Consider the following 15,345-nt stretch of genomic DNA (forward strand, 5'->3'; position numbering starts at 1 on the left):
AGGCTTCGCCATGTTCCGCCACCGCCTGTTGATGGTCCTGCTGCTGGCATGCCCCGCCCTGCATCTGCAGCCGGCAGAGGCTGCGCCCGGGCACGGCCTGAAGGAGATTCCGGATCCCGAACTGAGCCTGATGCGTGGCCGCTACACCGTGGGCGGCAATGCCGTGGCGTGGTTCGGGGTGACGATGATCTCGCAGTGGCAGGCCGGCAACGGAAGCGTGCTGCAGGGTGCGTTGACCCTGGGCATGGACTTCCGCGGCGGCGGCAGCCCGACGCTGAGCTTCCAGCCCAGCGTGCACGTGACGGCTGCGGACGCGCCACTGCCGGAAACGCAGGGTCGTCACATCGACAGCAGCGGCCTGGCCAATGCCAGCGGCCTGGTGCAGAGCGTGCAGGTGGCCGGGGATGGCAACGTCGCCCGCAATGCGACCACGCTGGTGGTACGCAATGGCGCGGTGCCGGCCCCGCCGGGTGACGGCCTGCATTCGATCAGTGCGCAGGCGGCCGGCATGTCGGCCGCCGCGGTGCTGGACGGCAACCAGGCTCGCCTGCAGCTGCAGGTGGATGGCCAAGGCCTGGTCCAGCAATGGATACGCAATGGCAGCGTCGGCCAGGGCATCGCCCTGGCCGCAGACGGCCAGATCGCCAGCAACCAGCTGCGGCTGGAGCTGGTAAGGGACACCGTGGGCGGCAACCTGCCGTTGAGCCAGAACGTGGCCCAGGCAATCGCGCTGAACCGCGGCATGGGGCCGGGCCGGTAACAGCGGCACGGCGTTGGGGGAGCGTTCCACAACGCAGGACACGAACATGCACACCTTGATGAGGATCACCCCGTTGGCGCTGGCGGCGCTGGCGGGCACCGCCTTCGCCACACCACCGGCGGATGATGGCGCTGACGTGCAGGCCCTGGCCAACCAGCTGGAGCAGCTGAAATCCAGCTACGCACAGGAAGTGCGGCGGCTGCGCGAACTGGACATGCAGGTGCAGGCGATGCAGGCGCGATTGAACGGGAAGGTCGGACCGATGGCCCCGCCTGCGGCCGGCGAGCAAGGCCCGACCGCGCAGGCTTCGCCGGGCGCCGAGGGCTATGCCAGCAGCGCCGCCGAGGCACAGCAGGCAAGGCAGGAATCGCGGCGCAGCGTGGATGATGTGAAGCAACAGCAGTCGGCGCTGTTCTCGCGCCGCTTCACCGTCGAGAACAGCCTCACCTACGCACGCTATGACCGCAAGCAGCTCACCCTCAATGGCTTCCTGGCGCTGGACGCGATCTTCCTCGGCAACATCGCCATCGAAAACGTTGAATCCGATTCGCTCACCTACAACCTGGCCGCCCGCTGGGGCGTCAGCCCGAACCTGACGCTCAACCTGGATGTGCCGTACCTGGCGAGGCGAACGGTCTACCAGAAGGGTGGCGCCGGGGGTGCCGCAGCCGCCATCGCGCAGGAGCAGACCAACGGCAACGGCCTCGGCGACATCGGCCTGAGCGCGAACTACCGGCTGTTCGGCGAACGCGGCTGGCGCCCGGAGACCGTACTCACCGCCGGAGTGACCGCGCCCACCGGGCGCGCACCCTACGGCCTGGACTGGAAGGTGATCGAGCGAGACGACGATGACTACATCCGCTTCGCCGTGCCCAAGGAACAGCCCACCGGCAATGGCGTGTGGCAGGCCAATGTGGGCCTGTCGATGGTCAAGACCGCCGACCCGGCCATCCTGTTCGCCAACCTCGGCTATGTGCATTCGTTCCCGCGTGGCTTCAGTGACATCGACAGCAATCCCGATACGCTCAACCCGGGTGACGTGAAACTGGGCGGCTCGGTCTACTTCGGTGCGGGCGTCGCCTTTGCATTCAACGAGCGCACCAGCCTCAGCCTGTCCTTCAGTGACCGCATCAGCGCCCGTGCCTCCACCCGCTTCCAGGGTGGAAAGTGGATGAAGGTGATCGGCAGCGACGCCAATGCGGCGTCACTGAACCTGGGCGTGACCTATGCGCTCAACGCGCACACCACGCTGGTCACACTGCTGGGCATCGGGCTGACCCCGGATGCCCCCGACTTCACCTTGGCATTCAAGATTCCGTACATGCTGTAGCGGCGAGGCGCCGTGGCATGATGGCGTCCCTGCCGCCAGTGGACGCCCATCATGCCCATCGGATTCATCGGCCTTGGCGTCATGGGCATGCCCATGGCAGCGCACCTGGCGCGCGCCGGCCACATGCTCTGGGGCTGGTCCCGCTCCGACCGCAACCATGCCACCGCCCGCGCCGCCGGCATCCGCGTCCCAGCGGCCGCCGGGGACGTGTTCGATGCATGCGCAACGATCGTCCTGATGCTTGCCAACGACCCGGCCATCGACGCGGTCCTGTCACGAAACGGCCCTGCGTTCGCTGCCCGCGTCGAAGGCCGCCTGGTGATCAACATGGGGACCAGTTCGGCGGAGTATTCCCAGGCACTGGGCGAACAGATCCGCGCGGCCGGCGGGCGCTACGTGGAGGCGCCGGTCTCCGGTTCACGGCTTCAGGCCGAGTCCGCGCAGCTGGTCATCATGCTGGCCGGCGATGCGGCTGACGTTGCAGAAGCATCGCAGCTGCTTGCGCCGCTGGGCCGGCAGTGCGTGGCGTGCGGCCAGGTACCCGCGGCGTTGCGCATGAAACTGGCGGTGAACCTGTATCTGATCACGCTGGTCACCGCGCTGGGCGAGGCCGTGCGCTTTGCCGAGGTCCACGGCATTGCCCTGGAGCGCTTTGCCGAAGTGCTCAACGCCGGGCCGATGGCCAGCGACGTATCGCGGATCAAGCTGGACAAGATGCTCAGGGAAGACTTCGCCGTACAGGCCTCGATCACCGACGTGCTGAAGAACAGCGGGCTGGTGGCTGCCGCGGCGCGCGAGGCAGGCATGCAGGCCCCCCTGATCGACGCCAGCGATGCGCTGTTCGCCCGGGCACAGCAGATGGGCCTGGGAGGCCAGGACATGGCGGCGGTACTGCAGGCGATCCGGGGCACCCCGCCGGCCACCGGCGGCGCCTGATCCGGATTCATCTTCCGGCACCACAGCGGTCGCTGGCCGCTGCTATATTCAGTCCAGTTCGGCAGGCATGGTGCCTGCCCTTGAATCACAGGGAGTTGGACATGGGTCTGGTACAGGCGGTGAAGGGTGCGGTCGGCGGCGTGCTGGCCGACCAGTGGAAGGACTTCTACACCGTGCCGACGGGCCTGCCTTCCACGGCGGCCCTGTTCGCGGCGGTGCCGCGCGGCACCAACGCCGGCCGCGGCTCCAACACCAGCGGCTCGTCCAACATCATCAGCAACGGCTCGAAGATCATCGTGCCAGAGGGCTACGGCCTGCTGCTGTTCCAGGACGGCGCCATCACCGCGTTCGTCGCCGAACCGGGTGGCTACGAGTGGCGTTCGGACGACCTGAACTCGCAGTCGATCTTCGCCGGCGACGGCCTGGTCAGTACCTTCATCAAGCAGAGCTGGGAACGCTTCAAGTTCGGCGGCCAGCCGGGCTCGCAGCAGGCTGCCTATTTCGTTTCGCTGAAGGAGCTGCCGGACAACCGCTTCGGTACCCAGTCGGAAATCTACTGGGACGACGGCTTCCTCAACACGCAGGTCGGCGCGGTCACGCGCGGCTCGTACACGCTGAAGATCGTCGACCCGATCCTGTTCGTGAAGAACTTCGTGCCGGCCAGCTACCTGCAGCCCGGCCAGGTGTTCGACTTCACCGATCTGGACAACGCCGCCGCCAGCCAGCTGTTCAATGAAGTGGTCGGTTCGCTGGCCCCGGCCTTCAGCCTGTATACCAACGATCCGGGCAAGGGCAACCGCATTACCCGGTTGCAGCAGGATTCGATCGGCTTCGCGCAGAGCCTGTCGGCTGCGGTCGAGCAGGCCTACCAGTGGCAGAGCGATCGTGGCCTGGCCATCGTCAAGACCGCCATCGTTTCGATCGAGTACGACGCCAACACCCGCGAACTGCTGAAGACCGCGCAGCGTGCCGATGCCCTGTCCGGTTCGCGCGGCAATTCCAACCTGCAGGCCAGCGTCGCCCAGGGCATCCAGTCGGCCGGCGAGAACGGTGGTGCCGCAGGCCTGGTCGGCGTCGGCATGGCCTCGGGGATGTTCGGTGTCGGCGGCATGCAGCAGCCGGTCGCCCCGGCCGCGGACGACCCGGTGGCCAAGCTGAAGAAGGCCAAGGAAATGCTGGACCTGGGGCTGATCACCCAAGGCGACTATGACGCCCTGAAAGCCAAGGCACTGGGCCTGTAACGGCAGGACGCACGACCCACATGTCCGATCCCCGAAACGGCCCACCGCCGCTGCCCGGATCCGCGCCCGCGACGCCGCCGCCCCTGCCGGCGGCGTCGTTGGATGGGCCCGGTTCGCCGCAGGACGTTCCTCCCCTGCCCGGCAGCTTCCCGCTGGACACCTCGAAACTGCCGCAGGCCATCCGCGATGAAGTGGAAGCGCCTGACCCGGTGGCCATCGACACCTCGGCCAGCGAACTGAAGGACGGCCTCAACCGCTGCCCGAAGTGCGGCGCCAGCGACATCCGTCCCAAGCCCGGCACTGACATCCTCGTCTGCCTGTACTGCCGTCACCAATGGCATGGCGCGCGGGTCGAGGAAGAATTCGGCCTGGGCGAGGCCATCGACCAGCTGCGCGGCACGGTCATCGCCTCCGGTGCGCGTGACATCGATGCCGACACCTCGGCACTGATGACGTTCAAATGCACCGGCTGCGGCGCCGAGGTCACGGTCAATACCGAGAGCACGATGACGGCGCGTTGCCACTGGTGCCGCCACGTGTTCGGCGTCAACGAACAGATCAGTAATGGCGCGGTGCCCGATGCGGTGCTGCCCTTCCATATCAGGAAGGATGATGCGGTCGCGCGCATCCGCCAGTTCGTCGACAAGCGCCGCATGTTCGCGCTGAAGGCGTTCAAGGACCAGTTCACCCCGGAAAACGTGGTGGGCGTGTTCCTGCCCTACATGATCGTCGACAGCAATGTCAGCGCGGCCGTGGCTGGCAAGGGCGAGATCAAGACGCGCGAGTACACGGTGGGCAGCGAGAAGAACAAGCGCACCCTGTACGATGCCGATGTCTACCAGGTCGAGCGCCAGGTGGATTTCACCGTCGATGACCTGCCACTGGAATCCTCGGCCGAGCGCGGGAATCTTGATACCCGCGCCAACACCAACAACATCATCAACACCATCCTGCCGTTCGACACCAAGAACGCGGTGAAGTGGAACGCCTCCTACCTGGCCGGCTTCAGCTCTGAAAAACGCAACCTGGATGTGGAAAAGCTGCGGCCGCGGCTGGAAGACCAGCTGCTATCGATCGCCCGTGCGCAGGTGGAAGGGTCGGTGAGGCGCTACAACCGTGGCGTGCGCTGGGAACAGGAACAGCTGGACGTGCACGGCACCCGCTGGGTCTCGATGTACCTGCCGGTGTGGCTGTACTCCTACCACCAGCCTGGAAAGAACGGCGGCATGCTGCACTACATCGCGGTGAACGGCCGTACCGGCGAAACCATGGGCAGCGTGCCCGTGCAGCAATGGAAGATGCTGCTGGCGGCACTGGCCACCGGCACCATCATTGAAGCCCTCGCAATTGCCTTCCTGGTGGCAACCACATGAGCGACGACAGTGGCCTCTGGCTGTTGGCGGCAGGTCCGGCGGGCGCAACCGCGCTGTACTGGGCGCTGTACCGCTATTACCGAAACACCGACAAATCGCATTCCTTCGAGCACGAGACCGCCATCGAGGCCAAGCCGGTCACCGGCTCGGACCAGCAGGTGGGCCGGGTCACCGGCAGCGAGGAGAAGCGCATCCGCGGCGACAATGTGTACGAGTACCGGAAACGGGTCGCTCGGGTGAAACCCGAAGGATAGAGCCAGGCCAAGCCTGGCTGCGGGGCGTGCCGGCCGCTGGCCGGCATTCCTTCGGTTTCTGGGCGCCAAGCGGGAGCCGGCCAGCGGCCGGCACTACCTTTCAGTAGACAGCACCTTGGGCGCGTCCTCACGCCGTCTCCCACCCCACCGGTTCGATACTCGCGCGATCCACCCTGCCGAGGATCCTGCGATGGCCGCCGTTCCTGCCCGTGCCTGCCTGTCCGTCCTGTGCTTCCTGGCCCTGCCCGCCCTTGCGCAGGACGCGTCGTTCGGCTTCGGTGAACAGACCTCCCGTACCGAGCAGACCACGCAATCCAGCAGTACCCAGACCCAGAGCAGTGGCGCGATGACCACGCAGACCACCACCAGCGGCAGCTCGCAGTCCGAGTCGCGCAGTGAAAGCAAGGGGCTGGACGTGGACTTCGGCTTCCACGACAACAACGATGACTGGGACCACGACCGCCAGCGCGGCGGCCGCGGCGTGCGCGAAGGCGATCTGTTCGGCAGCTGGACGCTGGGCCAGGAGAACGGCAGCACGTGCACCATCGAACTGAAGAGCATCGAGTGGTTCGGTGGCTACAGCGCCTACGTACCCGCCGGCTGCCCGGACGGCTTCTTCTCGGCCAACCGCTGGGTGCTGTCAGGCAACCAGCTGCTGCTCACCGATACCAGCAACACGGTATTCGGGCGCTTCCGCGTGTCGGGCGGCGGGCGCTGGTCGGGGTTCCGTGAATCCGACGGTGCGCGGTTGTATCTCAACCCCAAGGGGCGCTGAGCGTAGCGTGCACGCAGCGGGCACGCGCCGACCGCGAAGATCAGGCGTCCGCCCCGCCCGCTCGCCGAAATGTCCGCTCCCACTGGTTCCCGCCTTGTCATCTACGCCGCGCTCGCGGGCAACCTCGCCATTGCGATCGCCAAGTTCATCGCCGCCGGCATCTCCGGCAGCTCGGCCATGCTCAGCGAGGGCGTGCATTCGCTGGTCGACACCCTGAATGAACTTCTGCTGCTGTACGGCCTGCGCCGCGCCGGCAAGGCGCCGGACCCGGTGCACCCATTCGGCTACGGCCGCGAGCTGTACTTCTGGAGCTTCATCGTTGCCCTGCTGGTGTTCGCGGCCGGCGCAGGCGTCTCGGCCTACGAAGGCATCCAGCACATCCGCCATCCCGAGCCGGCACGCAACCATGCCCTGAGCTACAGCGTGCTGGGCATTTCCATCCTGTTCGAGGGTGCGTCCTGGTGGGTGGCGCTGCGCGAGTTCCGCCGGACCAAGGGCAAACTCGGCTATTTCGAAGCGTTCCGCCGCAGCAAGGATCCCTCCACCTTCACCGTGTTGCTGGAAGACAGCGCCGCCCTGCTCGGCCTCGGCTTTGCGCTGGCCGGGCTGCTGGCCGCCCAGCTGCTCGAAATGCCGGTGCTCGATGGTGTTGCCTCGTTGTGCATCGCCGGCGTGCTGGCTGCGACTGCCTTCCTTCTCGCCCGCGAGACCAAGGGCCTGCTGGTGGGAGAGCCCGCCCATCCGGCGGTGGCCGAGCGGATCATGGCCGTGGCCGAAACCGATCCGGACCTGCGTCGCGCCAATGGCGTGACCACCATGCAGATGGGCCCGGAACAGGTGGTGGCCATGCTCAGCGCCGAGTTCGAGGATGACCGGCAGACCCCACAGATCGAAGCCTGCATCACCCGGATCGAAACGGCGGTGAAGCGCGAGTATCCGGAACTGGTGGCACTGTTCATCAAGCCGCAGACGCCCGAGGTCTATGCCGCCCGGCGCGCCGCCCTGGCGCCCGCTTCCGCACCACGATGACACGCTGTCTGCGCGCGTTTCACCTGCGCGGTGCCACAGTGCCTCGGTCCTTCACCTGAACCTGCCGCTGCCGTGCCGGACTGGTTGCCCGCCTCCCTGCAGATCCTTCCGCGCAGCTTCTACCAGCGCCCGCCGACCGAGGTCGCCCCTGAGCTGCTCAACAAGCTGCTGGTCCGCGACGACGGTCGCACCGGCCGCATCGTCGAGGTGGAAGCCTACGCCGGCCGTGATGATCCGGCGGCGCACTCCTATCGCGGACAGACGCCGCGCACGGCCAGCATGTTCGGCGAGGCCGGCCACCTCTATGTGTATTTCACTTACGGCATGCATTGGGGCAGCAACGTGGTCTGTGGAGAGGTCGGTGAAGGCGTGGCGGTTTTGCTGCGGGCCGTCGAGCCGCTGGCGGGGCTTGAGCGCATGCACGAGCTGCGCCCCGCCGCGCGCCGGGATCACGATCTGGCCAGCGGGCCGGGCAAGCTGTCGCAGGCCTTCGGGCTGGACCGCGGTTTCGACGGCGCCGACCTGGTGACCGGCAGCCACGGCATTGTCATTGCCAGCGATGGCGTGCCGCCTCCGGCGGATCCGGTGGTGGGGCCTCGCATCGGCATCACACGCGCAGTCGATTTCCCTTGGCGCTGGCACATCCGTGATCACCGTCACGTATCGATTCGACCGCGCTCCCCTGCATCGTCTGTGAAGAGACGCCGATGACCCCTCTCGACAAACCATTGCGGCGCGAACTGCAGATCGACGGCCAGCCCTACACGCTCACTGTGGATCCGGAAGGACTGAAGCTCGTCGAAAAAGGCCGGCGCAAAGGCATCGCATTGCGCTGGCAGGACCTGGTGTCCGGAGACGCCGCGCTGGCCACGGCACTGCAGGCCTCGCTCAGCGAGCGCTGAGCCGGCGCTGCCGCCTCACATCGGCATCACCCAGCCATGGCGATACATAACGCCGTGCGCACTAGCGTAGCCCCAGACAGCCGCCGCAACCGCCCTCGCCACCCAGCCCTGAAAAGCGCCATGGACGAAGCCGAACGACTGCTCGAAATCGACCGCCTCAACCTGCTCGACACGCCGCCGGAACCGGTGTTCGATGCCATTGTCGCCGCCGCGCGCGCCGCCACCGGCATGACCATGGGCCTGATCACGGTCGTGGCCGAGGACCGACAATGGTTCAAGGCCAACATCGGGTTGGAAGGCGTCAGCGAGACGGCCCGGGAGATCTCGTTCTGCACCCATGCGATCCGCCAGGACGGGCTGTTCGAGATTCCCGACGCGCGCCAGGACCCCCGCTTCTCCACCAATCCCCTGGTGACCGGTGGCCCTCGCATCCGCCACTACGCCGGTATCCCGCTGGGCTCGGGGCAGGGCGCGCGCATCGGCACGCTGTGCCTGCTCGATGCCATGCCCGGCGTGCTGTCGCCGTCGCAGCGCGAGCTGATGGTGCACCTGGCGCGGGTCACCACGCAGGTGCTCGAGCAGCGCAGCACGCTGATGGCCCAGGTCGGCCAGGCCAAGGCGCTGCATCGCGAGCTCAAGCGCAGCGAGGATTTCCTGGAGCGCACCAACCGCGCCGCGCGGGTGGGCGGCTGGGAAATGGACCTGGTCAGCAACGAGGTGCGCTGGACCCGCGAGACCAAGCAGATCCACGGCGTGCGGGCCAACTACCAGCCCACGCTTGATACCGCCCTGTCGTTCTATCGCGAAGACAGCCGCGCCATCATCCGCACTGCGGTGCAGCGCTGCATCGATGAAGGGACCTCCTGGGAAGTGCAGCTGCCGATGACCACTGCCGACGGGCGCGCGATCTGGACCCGGGTGGTCGGGGGACGTCAGCAGGTCGATGGACGCCCGCGGCTGGTCGGGGCCATCCAGGACATCACCGAAGAGCGCGCCGCACTGGACGCGCTGGAGGCCAGCGAGACACGCTACCGCCGGCTGTTCCACTACAGCCTGGGCCTGATCTGCACCCACACGCTGGAAGGCGTGCTGACCTCGGTCAATCCGGCCGCCGTGCAGTCGCTGGGGTTCGAAGAGAGCCAGATGATCGGGCGCAGCCTGTGTGACCTGATGCCGCCGGAAAAGCGCGAGGGCTTCAAGGCCTACCTCAAGCGGATACAGGCCAACCACACCGACGCCGGCGTGATCGAACTGATCGCCGCCGATGGAACCCGCCATTACTGGGCGTACCACAACGTGCTCGATACCGAGGCCGATCCGCCCTATGTGCTTGGACACGCGCAGGACGTCACCGCCCTGCGGATGCAGGAACAACAGCTGCGCGAGATGTCCTTCAAGGATCCACTCACCCAATGCTACAACCGCCGCTTCCTGCACCGCCTGGATGAACTGGTCGACGAGCGCTGGGCCTGCGTGATGTTCGATCTGGATCATTTCAAGCGCATCAACGACACCCAGGGCCATCGCCGCGGCGATGCCGTGCTGGTCGAGTTCGCGGCCTTCCTGCGCTCCGCCCTCGGCAAGGATGAAACCGTGGTGCGGCTGGGCGGCGACGAGTTCATGGTGGTGCTGGTCGCACCCGCGCACGGCCGTCTGAGCGAGCTTGAACACTGGTACCGGGACCATGCAGCGCTGTCACCCACCGCGTTCTCGATGGGCGCGGCGATCAATACGCCCGGCGAGCCAGTGGCCGACACCATCCAGAAGGCCGACAGCCGCCTGTACCGTACCCGCGAGCGGGTGCGCCGCGAGCGGCGCGAAGACCCCGCCGCGCGCTGATCAGGCGCGCACTGTCACCCAGGCCGGCGCATGATCGCTGGCCTTTTCCTGCAGGCGTACCCAGCGGTCGACGCCGGCATCCTTCAGTCGCTCCCTCAGCACGGGATTCAACAGCAGATGATCGATGCGCAGCCCACGGTCGCGCTCGGCATGCTGGCGGAAGTAGTCCCAGAATGTGTAGATCGTGGCGTCGCCGTGCACCTGCCTCAGCGCATCGGTCCAGCCCTGCGCGAGCAGCCGCTCGAAGGCCTCGCGAACCTCGGGCTGGAACAGGGCATCGCGGCGCCAGGCCTTGGGGTCGTAGACGTCGGCATCGGTGGGAATCACATTGAAATCACCCAGCAGCAGTGCCGGGTGCGGCAGATCGACCAGGCTGCGCGCATGCCGGATGAGGCGCTCCATCCAGCGCAGCTTGTAGTCGAACTTCGGCCCGGGCTGCGGGTTGCCGTTGGGCAGGTAGAGGGCGCCCACGATGACGCCGTGCACGGCCGCTTCCAGGTAGCGGCTCTGCGTATCCTTGGGTTCGCCCGGCAAGCGCCGGCGGCTCTCAACCGGGGTGGTCCCCCGTGCCAGCAGCGCCACGCCGTTCCAGCGCGCCTCGCCCTGCCACAGCGCACCGTAGCCGGCCTCTTCCAATGCTGCAGCGGGAAACGCGGCGTCGGTCGCCTTCAGTTCCTGCAGGGCAACCACGTCCGGCGATTCCCTGTGCAACCAATCCAGCAACTGCGGCAGGCGCGTGCCGATCCCGTTGACGTTGAACGTGGCAATGCGGAGCGTCTTGCGGCGGGCCATGCACGAGGCCTCTCTGCGCTGCGGATGAGCCTTCACTGTGCGCGCCGGCGCATGCACGGTCCGTGGATGCCGCGTCACGGCAGGGTTCCGTTCGTTTCACGAGCCGCTGCCACGCCCGGCAGCAGGCTGTTCGCCCGTGAACGGTGCTGGAGAAGCCTCATGGCGGTGCGTCCGCTGCGCGCCATCTACCAGATCGACCCCCACCTGTTCCGCGACAGCAATGGCCGCGGCTGGGGCACGCTGGATGGCATCACCGAAAAGCTGGACCATCTGCAATGGCTCGGCATCAGCCATGTGTGGCTGCTGCCGTTCTACTGCAACGCCGGCCGTGACGGTGGCTACGATGTCACCGACCACTATCGCATCGATCCACGCCTCGGCGATGAGTCCGCGTTCCAGCGCCTGGTCGATGCCGCCGATGCACGTGGCATCGGCATCATCGTGGAACTGGTGATGCAGCACACTGCCAGCGCGCACCCCTGGTTCGTCGCCGCGCAGCAGGGCGACCCGGCCTGGCGCGCCTGGTATCTCTGGAGCGACCACGTACCGGACGACGGCCTGCAGCCGATGTTCCCGCCCATCGAGGCCTCGGCCTGGACGTGGGATGCCGAGGCCGGCGCGTTCAACCGGCACATGTTCTACCGGCACGAGCCGGACCTGGAGCTGGCCCACGCACCGGTTCGCGACGAACTGCTGCGGGTGATGGAATTCTGGCTGCAGCGCGGCGTAGCCGGCTTTCGCGTGGACGCCGTCCCGTATATGGTCGAGCGCGCCCGCCACGCGGACCCGCACGACGACGGACTGTGGCTGCTGGAGGCGATGCGTGCCACGGCAGACGCGCAGCAGCCGGGCCTGCCGCTGATCGGCGAAGCGGACGTCAGCGCATCCCACTACGGTGACTTCCTGTGCGAGGGGCGGCGCCTCTCGCACCTGCTCGACTTCCACCTCAACAATCACTTCTTCCTGGCACTGGCGCGCGGTGACGCGAGCGAAGTGGCGCGGGTCATGGCCGAATACGGCCCACAGGCGCCGCCGGACACCCGCATCGCCTGGCTGCGCAACAATGATGAGCTGGACCTGGAGCAGCTGGAGCCGGACGAACGCGAAGCGGTGATGCAGCGCTTCGCACCCGAACCTGGGATGCGCATCTATGGCCGCGGCATCCGCCGCCGGCTTGCACCGATGCTGGAGGGCGATGTCGCATGGCAGGCCATGGCCTGGGCGGCGCTGCTGTCGCTGGGCCAGGTGCCGGTGATCCGCTATGGCGAGGAGATCGGCCTGGGTGACTGCCTGGAGCTGCCCGAACGCAATGCCGTGCGCATGCCCATGCACTGGCATGGCCGCCCAGGGGCGGGGTTCACCGATCGACCGCGGCATGCGTGGCGCGCGCCACCGGCAGACGGCCCCTACGGCTACCGGACGGTGAATGTCGAGGTGCAACGTAGAACGCCCGGCTCGCTGCTGCTGCGCGTGCGCGAGCTGCTGCTGCAGCGCAATGCCCATCCCGTGCTGCAGCAGGGGCCACATGCGCTCGACCCACCGTCACCTGCGTTGCTGATGCTCTGCTACGGCGACGCGCCCCGGCAGGCGTTGGCACTGATCAACTTCGGCGACGAACCGGTGGAGGTGGATCTGCCCCTGCGCGGCCCGCTGCGCACGCTGGTGGCCCATGGCGCCAGGCTGCGCGATCATCGCTGCATCCTGCAGGGGCACGGCTACACCTGGCTGGCCGCAGACGGGGCCTGAGTGCGCAGCGCGGGCAGCACGTGTTCGGCAAAGTCATCGATGAAGCGTTCCTGCTCACGGTTCACGTTGTGCAGGTAGATGCGATCGAACCCCAATGACTGCAGTTCCTGCAGCCAGGCCTTGTGCCGGGCCAGGTCTGCCGATACATGCACGCGCCCGCGTAGCTCCTCGGCGCTGATCGATCGGGCGTGTGCTTCGAACTGTTCGGGCTGGTCCAGCCCTTCGGCCAGTTCCGGTGGGAGCACGTTGGCGCTCCACTGCTCCATCGCGCCGTCCAGCGCCGCTTGTTCGGCGCGGGCGTAGGAGAGCTTGGCCTGCAGGTACATCGGCTTGCCCCTGCCACCGCCGTCCTCGAACGCCGCCACGACACGCCTCAACTGCGCCAGTGGCTGGCTGATGGTGATCAGGCCATCGGCCCAGCCGCCCATCCAGCGTGCGGTTTCCTCAGTGACGGCCGCCCCCAGCAGCGGCAGCGGCAGTGCTGGCCGGCTGTACAGCCGCGCCTTTCGGACCTGGAAGCCCCCCGTGTGGTCGACCTGCTCGCCGCCCCACAACCGCCGCATCACCTCGGCCGCATCGCGCAGTGCCTTCTGCCGCTCCCGCTTGGCTGGCCACGCCTGTCCGGTGATGCGTTCGTTCAGCGCCTCGCCGGTGCCGAGTGCCAGCCAGATCCGCCCCGGCGCCAGCTGCTCCAGGGTGGCCGCGGCCTGCGCCACCAATGCCGGGTGCTGGCGCAGCATCGGGCACGTCACCATGCCCAGGGTCAACGCGCTCTGCACTGCCAGTGCGCCCGCCCATACCCAGCTATGGCCGGACTGCCCTTGCGCGGCCGTCCAGGGGTGGAAGTGGTCCGAGCACATCAGGGCCTCGAATCCCGCCTGTTCGGCGCGCAGCGCCAGGCCCAACAGCGTGGCGGGCGGGAACTGCTCATGCGATGCGTGGTAGCCGATGGTCATCACGGATTCCCTGCGGGCACTGGACACGATGGCAACACGCCCCCAGCTAAAACGGCGTCATGGAAACGAACGCTTCCTGCATCGGGCATCGACGCTGGGCTATCGCCGAGGGCTACATTCCCGCCTGGAGCAACGGCCCGTCACCGGAGATGCAGAGCCACGAAACCTGCTGCGTACTCAATGCCGGCAATGAGGACGCGCATGTCACGCTGACCCTCTACTTCGAGGACCGCGATCCTGTCGGCCCCTACCGGATCACCGTACCCGCGCGACGCACCTGCCATCTGCGCTTCAATGACCTGGAGGACCCGGCGCCGGTGCCGCGCGGCATGGGCTTCGCCACCCTCGTCGAATCCGACCAGCCGATCATCGTGCAGCACACGCGGCTGGATTCGCGGCAGCCGGCCAACAGCATCATGACCACGATCGCCCATCCGTTGTGAAGCCGCACGCGACCGCGTCCACACGGTCACGACACTGTACCCTCCGGTCATTTACCCGTTCGGCGCGAAACTGGGGTCAATCAACGATCGGAGAGTGACGATGGCCCTGCCCGACTACCCACGCCCGCCCTTCCCCGCCCAACAGCAATCCTTCCCCGGCAAGACCGCGCAGATGCAGCCGCGGCCGGACCACGGCGAGGACAGCTATCGCGGCCATGGCCAGCTGCAGGGCAAGAAGGCACTGATCACCGGCGGTGACAGCGGCATCGGCGCAGCGGTGGCCATTGCTTTCGCGCGCGAGGGCGCCGATGTCGCCATCGCGTTCCTCGATGGCGAGCAGGACGACGCCCGCCATGTACAGCAGCAGATCGATCAGGCCGGGCGCAAGGCCGTGCTCGTGCCCTGTGACATCAGCGACCCGGCGCAGGCGCGCTCGCTGGTGGATCGTGTGGCCAGCGAGCTGGACGGTCTCGACATCCTGGTCAACAACGCGGCCTACCAGCGCTACTACGAGCATTTCGACGACATCACCCTGGATGACTGGAAGCGGACGTTCGATACCAATGTCCATGCCGTGTTCAATCTGACGCGGTTGTGCGTGCCGCACCTGCGCGGTGGCGGCGCGATCATCAACACCGCATCGGTCAATTCCAAGCGACCGACCCCGAACATCCTTCCGTACTCTGCGACCAAGGGCGCCGTCGCCAACCTGACGCTGGGGCTGGCGGGCCTGCTGGCCGAGCATCAGATCCGCGTCAATGCCGTGCTGCCCGGCCCGATCTGGACGCCGTTCATTCCGGCAGGCATGGCCGCCGAAGAGGTCGAGCAGTTCGGCTCGCAAACGCCGTTCGGCCGCCCCGGGCAACCCGCCGAACTGGCCTCGGCCTACGTGATGCTGGCTTCGGACAGCGCCAGTTACACCTCCGGTGCATTGCTGACCATCTCCGGCGGCGCGGCAACGCTGTGACC

Annotated in this window: 16 protein-coding genes; 14 read left to right on the plus strand and 2 right to left on the minus strand. The window is 67.3% G+C overall.

From position 1 onward, the window contains the following. Positions 1 to 10 precede the first annotated feature (10 nt). The 11 genes from LRM18_RS03290 to LRM18_RS03340 all read left to right on the plus strand — a co-directional run bounded on the left by LRM18_RS03290 (position 11) and on the right by LRM18_RS03340 (position 10,439). The gene (locus LRM18_RS03290) at positions 11 to 760 is read left to right on the plus strand and encodes a hypothetical protein (RefSeq protein WP_130767998.1); all 750 of its coding nucleotides are present in this window, start codon (positions 11 to 13) and stop codon (positions 758 to 760) included. Positions 761 to 806: 46 nt separating this feature from the next. Further along, positions 807 to 2,090 (plus strand): transporter, encoded by a 1,284-nt coding sequence (locus LRM18_RS03295; protein WP_150826672.1) that lies wholly within the window; start codon positions 807 to 809, stop codon positions 2,088 to 2,090. A 51-nt stretch (positions 2,091 to 2,141) separates the two neighbouring features. After that, positions 2,142 to 3,026: an NAD(P)-dependent oxidoreductase gene (locus tag LRM18_RS03300; RefSeq protein WP_150826673.1), complete on the plus strand. Its 885-nt coding sequence runs from the start codon at positions 2,142 to 2,144 to the stop codon at positions 3,024 to 3,026. Between the two features lie 101 nt (positions 3,027 to 3,127). Beyond that, positions 3,128 to 4,267: an SPFH domain-containing protein gene (locus LRM18_RS03305; RefSeq protein ID WP_270951095.1), complete on the plus strand. Its 1,140-nt coding sequence runs from the start codon at positions 3,128 to 3,130 to the stop codon at positions 4,265 to 4,267. A gap of 20 nt (positions 4,268 to 4,287) precedes the next feature. Further along, positions 4,288 to 5,640 (plus strand): TFIIB-type zinc ribbon-containing protein, encoded by a 1,353-nt coding sequence (locus tag LRM18_RS03310; protein WP_270951098.1) that lies wholly within the window; start codon positions 4,288 to 4,290, stop codon positions 5,638 to 5,640. Beyond that, on the plus strand, positions 5,637 to 5,894 hold the full coding sequence (locus LRM18_RS03315) for a hypothetical protein (protein ID WP_270951099.1): 258 nt from the start codon (positions 5,637 to 5,639) through the stop codon (positions 5,892 to 5,894). Before LRM18_RS03310 ends, LRM18_RS03315 begins: the two co-directional genes overlap by 4 nt. A 190-nt stretch (positions 5,895 to 6,084) precedes the next feature. Then, on the plus strand, positions 6,085 to 6,669 hold the full coding sequence (locus tag LRM18_RS03320; protein ID WP_049467177.1) for an AprI/Inh family metalloprotease inhibitor: 585 nt from the start codon (positions 6,085 to 6,087) through the stop codon (positions 6,667 to 6,669). Between the two features lie 69 nt (positions 6,670 to 6,738). After that, a complete protein-coding gene (locus tag LRM18_RS03325; RefSeq protein ID WP_049467175.1) occupies positions 6,739 to 7,698 on the plus strand; it encodes a cation diffusion facilitator family transporter in 960 nt (319 codons plus the stop codon). A 72-nt stretch (positions 7,699 to 7,770) separates the two neighbouring features. Next, the gene (locus LRM18_RS03330) at positions 7,771 to 8,409 is read left to right on the plus strand and encodes a DNA-3-methyladenine glycosylase (RefSeq protein ID WP_053463091.1); all 639 of its coding nucleotides are present in this window, start codon (positions 7,771 to 7,773) and stop codon (positions 8,407 to 8,409) included. Next, a complete protein-coding gene (locus LRM18_RS03335) occupies positions 8,406 to 8,600 on the plus strand; it encodes a hypothetical protein (RefSeq protein WP_049467172.1) in 195 nt (64 codons plus the stop codon). The genes LRM18_RS03330 and LRM18_RS03335 overlap by 4 nt, the downstream gene beginning before the upstream one ends. Before the next feature lie 120 nt (positions 8,601 to 8,720). Further along, positions 8,721 to 10,439, plus strand: a complete 1,719-nt coding sequence (locus tag LRM18_RS03340) for a PAS domain S-box protein (protein ID WP_049467170.1) — start codon at positions 8,721 to 8,723, stop codon at positions 10,437 to 10,439. Here LRM18_RS03340 and xth read toward each other — a convergent pair whose 3' ends face one another. Further along, entirely contained in the window at positions 10,440 to 11,231 is a 792-nt protein-coding gene (gene xth, locus LRM18_RS03345) for an exodeoxyribonuclease III (protein ID WP_270951105.1), read from the minus strand. A gap of 159 nt (positions 11,232 to 11,390) precedes the next feature. Between xth and LRM18_RS03350 the strand changes: the two genes are divergently transcribed. Further along, a complete protein-coding gene (locus tag LRM18_RS03350; RefSeq protein ID WP_270951107.1) occupies positions 11,391 to 12,977 on the plus strand; it encodes an alpha-amylase family glycosyl hydrolase in 1,587 nt (528 codons plus the stop codon). On the opposite strand, the gene LRM18_RS03355 is transcribed toward LRM18_RS03350, so the two are convergent. Next, positions 12,947 to 13,933 (minus strand): TIGR03885 family FMN-dependent LLM class oxidoreductase, encoded by a 987-nt coding sequence (locus LRM18_RS03355; RefSeq protein ID WP_057494859.1) that lies wholly within the window; start codon positions 13,931 to 13,933, stop codon positions 12,947 to 12,949. The two genes, LRM18_RS03350 and LRM18_RS03355, sit on opposite strands and share 31 nt — an antisense overlap. Before the next feature lie 59 nt (positions 13,934 to 13,992). On the opposite strand from LRM18_RS03355, the gene LRM18_RS03360 reads away from it, so the two are divergent. Beyond that, positions 13,993 to 14,376 carry a sensory rhodopsin transducer gene (locus LRM18_RS03360; protein WP_057494860.1) on the plus strand — a complete coding sequence of 128 codons (384 nt, stop codon included), beginning with the start codon at positions 13,993 to 13,995 and terminating at the stop codon, positions 14,374 to 14,376. Positions 14,377 to 14,476: 100 nt separating this feature from the next. After that, the gene (locus LRM18_RS03365; RefSeq protein ID WP_270951110.1) at positions 14,477 to 15,343 is read left to right on the plus strand and encodes a glucose 1-dehydrogenase; all 867 of its coding nucleotides are present in this window, start codon (positions 14,477 to 14,479) and stop codon (positions 15,341 to 15,343) included. The last annotated feature ends 2 nt before the right edge of the window (positions 15,344 to 15,345 follow it).

The organism is Stenotrophomonas sp. PI_27 (genome assembly GCF_027854495.1).
Lineage (GTDB): Bacteria > Pseudomonadota > Gammaproteobacteria > Xanthomonadales > Xanthomonadaceae > Stenotrophomonas > Stenotrophomonas pavanii.

Excerpts from the sequence above, each read along its gene's own strand:
- LRM18_RS03290 (WP_130767998.1), top strand. The coding sequence starts at position 11 with ATGTTCCGCCACCGCCTGTTGATGGTCCTGCTGCTGGCATGCCCCGCC.
- LRM18_RS03295 (WP_150826672.1), top strand. The coding sequence starts at position 807 with ATGCACACCTTGATGAGGATCACCCCGTTGGCGCTGGCGGCGCTGGCG.
- LRM18_RS03300 (WP_150826673.1), top strand. The coding sequence starts at position 2,142 with ATGCCCATCGGATTCATCGGCCTTGGCGTCATGGGCATGCCCATGGCA.
- LRM18_RS03305 (WP_270951095.1), top strand. The coding sequence starts at position 3,128 with ATGGGTCTGGTACAGGCGGTGAAGGGTGCGGTCGGCGGCGTGCTGGCC.
- LRM18_RS03310 (WP_270951098.1), top strand. The coding sequence starts at position 4,288 with ATGTCCGATCCCCGAAACGGCCCACCGCCGCTGCCCGGATCCGCGCCC.
- LRM18_RS03315 (WP_270951099.1), top strand. The coding sequence starts at position 5,637 with ATGAGCGACGACAGTGGCCTCTGGCTGTTGGCGGCAGGTCCGGCGGGC.
- LRM18_RS03320 (WP_049467177.1), top strand. The coding sequence starts at position 6,085 with ATGGCCGCCGTTCCTGCCCGTGCCTGCCTGTCCGTCCTGTGCTTCCTG.
- LRM18_RS03325 (WP_049467175.1), top strand. The coding sequence starts at position 6,739 with ATGTCCGCTCCCACTGGTTCCCGCCTTGTCATCTACGCCGCGCTCGCG.
- LRM18_RS03335 (WP_049467172.1), top strand. The coding sequence starts at position 8,406 with ATGACCCCTCTCGACAAACCATTGCGGCGCGAACTGCAGATCGACGGC.
- LRM18_RS03340 (WP_049467170.1), top strand. The coding sequence starts at position 8,721 with ATGGACGAAGCCGAACGACTGCTCGAAATCGACCGCCTCAACCTGCTC.
- xth (WP_270951105.1), bottom strand. The coding sequence starts at position 11,231 with ATGGCCCGCCGCAAGACGCTCCGCATTGCCACGTTCAACGTCAACGGG.
- LRM18_RS03350 (WP_270951107.1), top strand. The coding sequence starts at position 11,391 with ATGGCGGTGCGTCCGCTGCGCGCCATCTACCAGATCGACCCCCACCTG.
- LRM18_RS03355 (WP_057494859.1), bottom strand. The coding sequence starts at position 13,933 with ATGACCATCGGCTACCACGCATCGCATGAGCAGTTCCCGCCCGCCACG.
- LRM18_RS03360 (WP_057494860.1), top strand. The coding sequence starts at position 13,993 with ATGGAAACGAACGCTTCCTGCATCGGGCATCGACGCTGGGCTATCGCC.
- LRM18_RS03365 (WP_270951110.1), top strand. The coding sequence starts at position 14,477 with ATGGCCCTGCCCGACTACCCACGCCCGCCCTTCCCCGCCCAACAGCAA.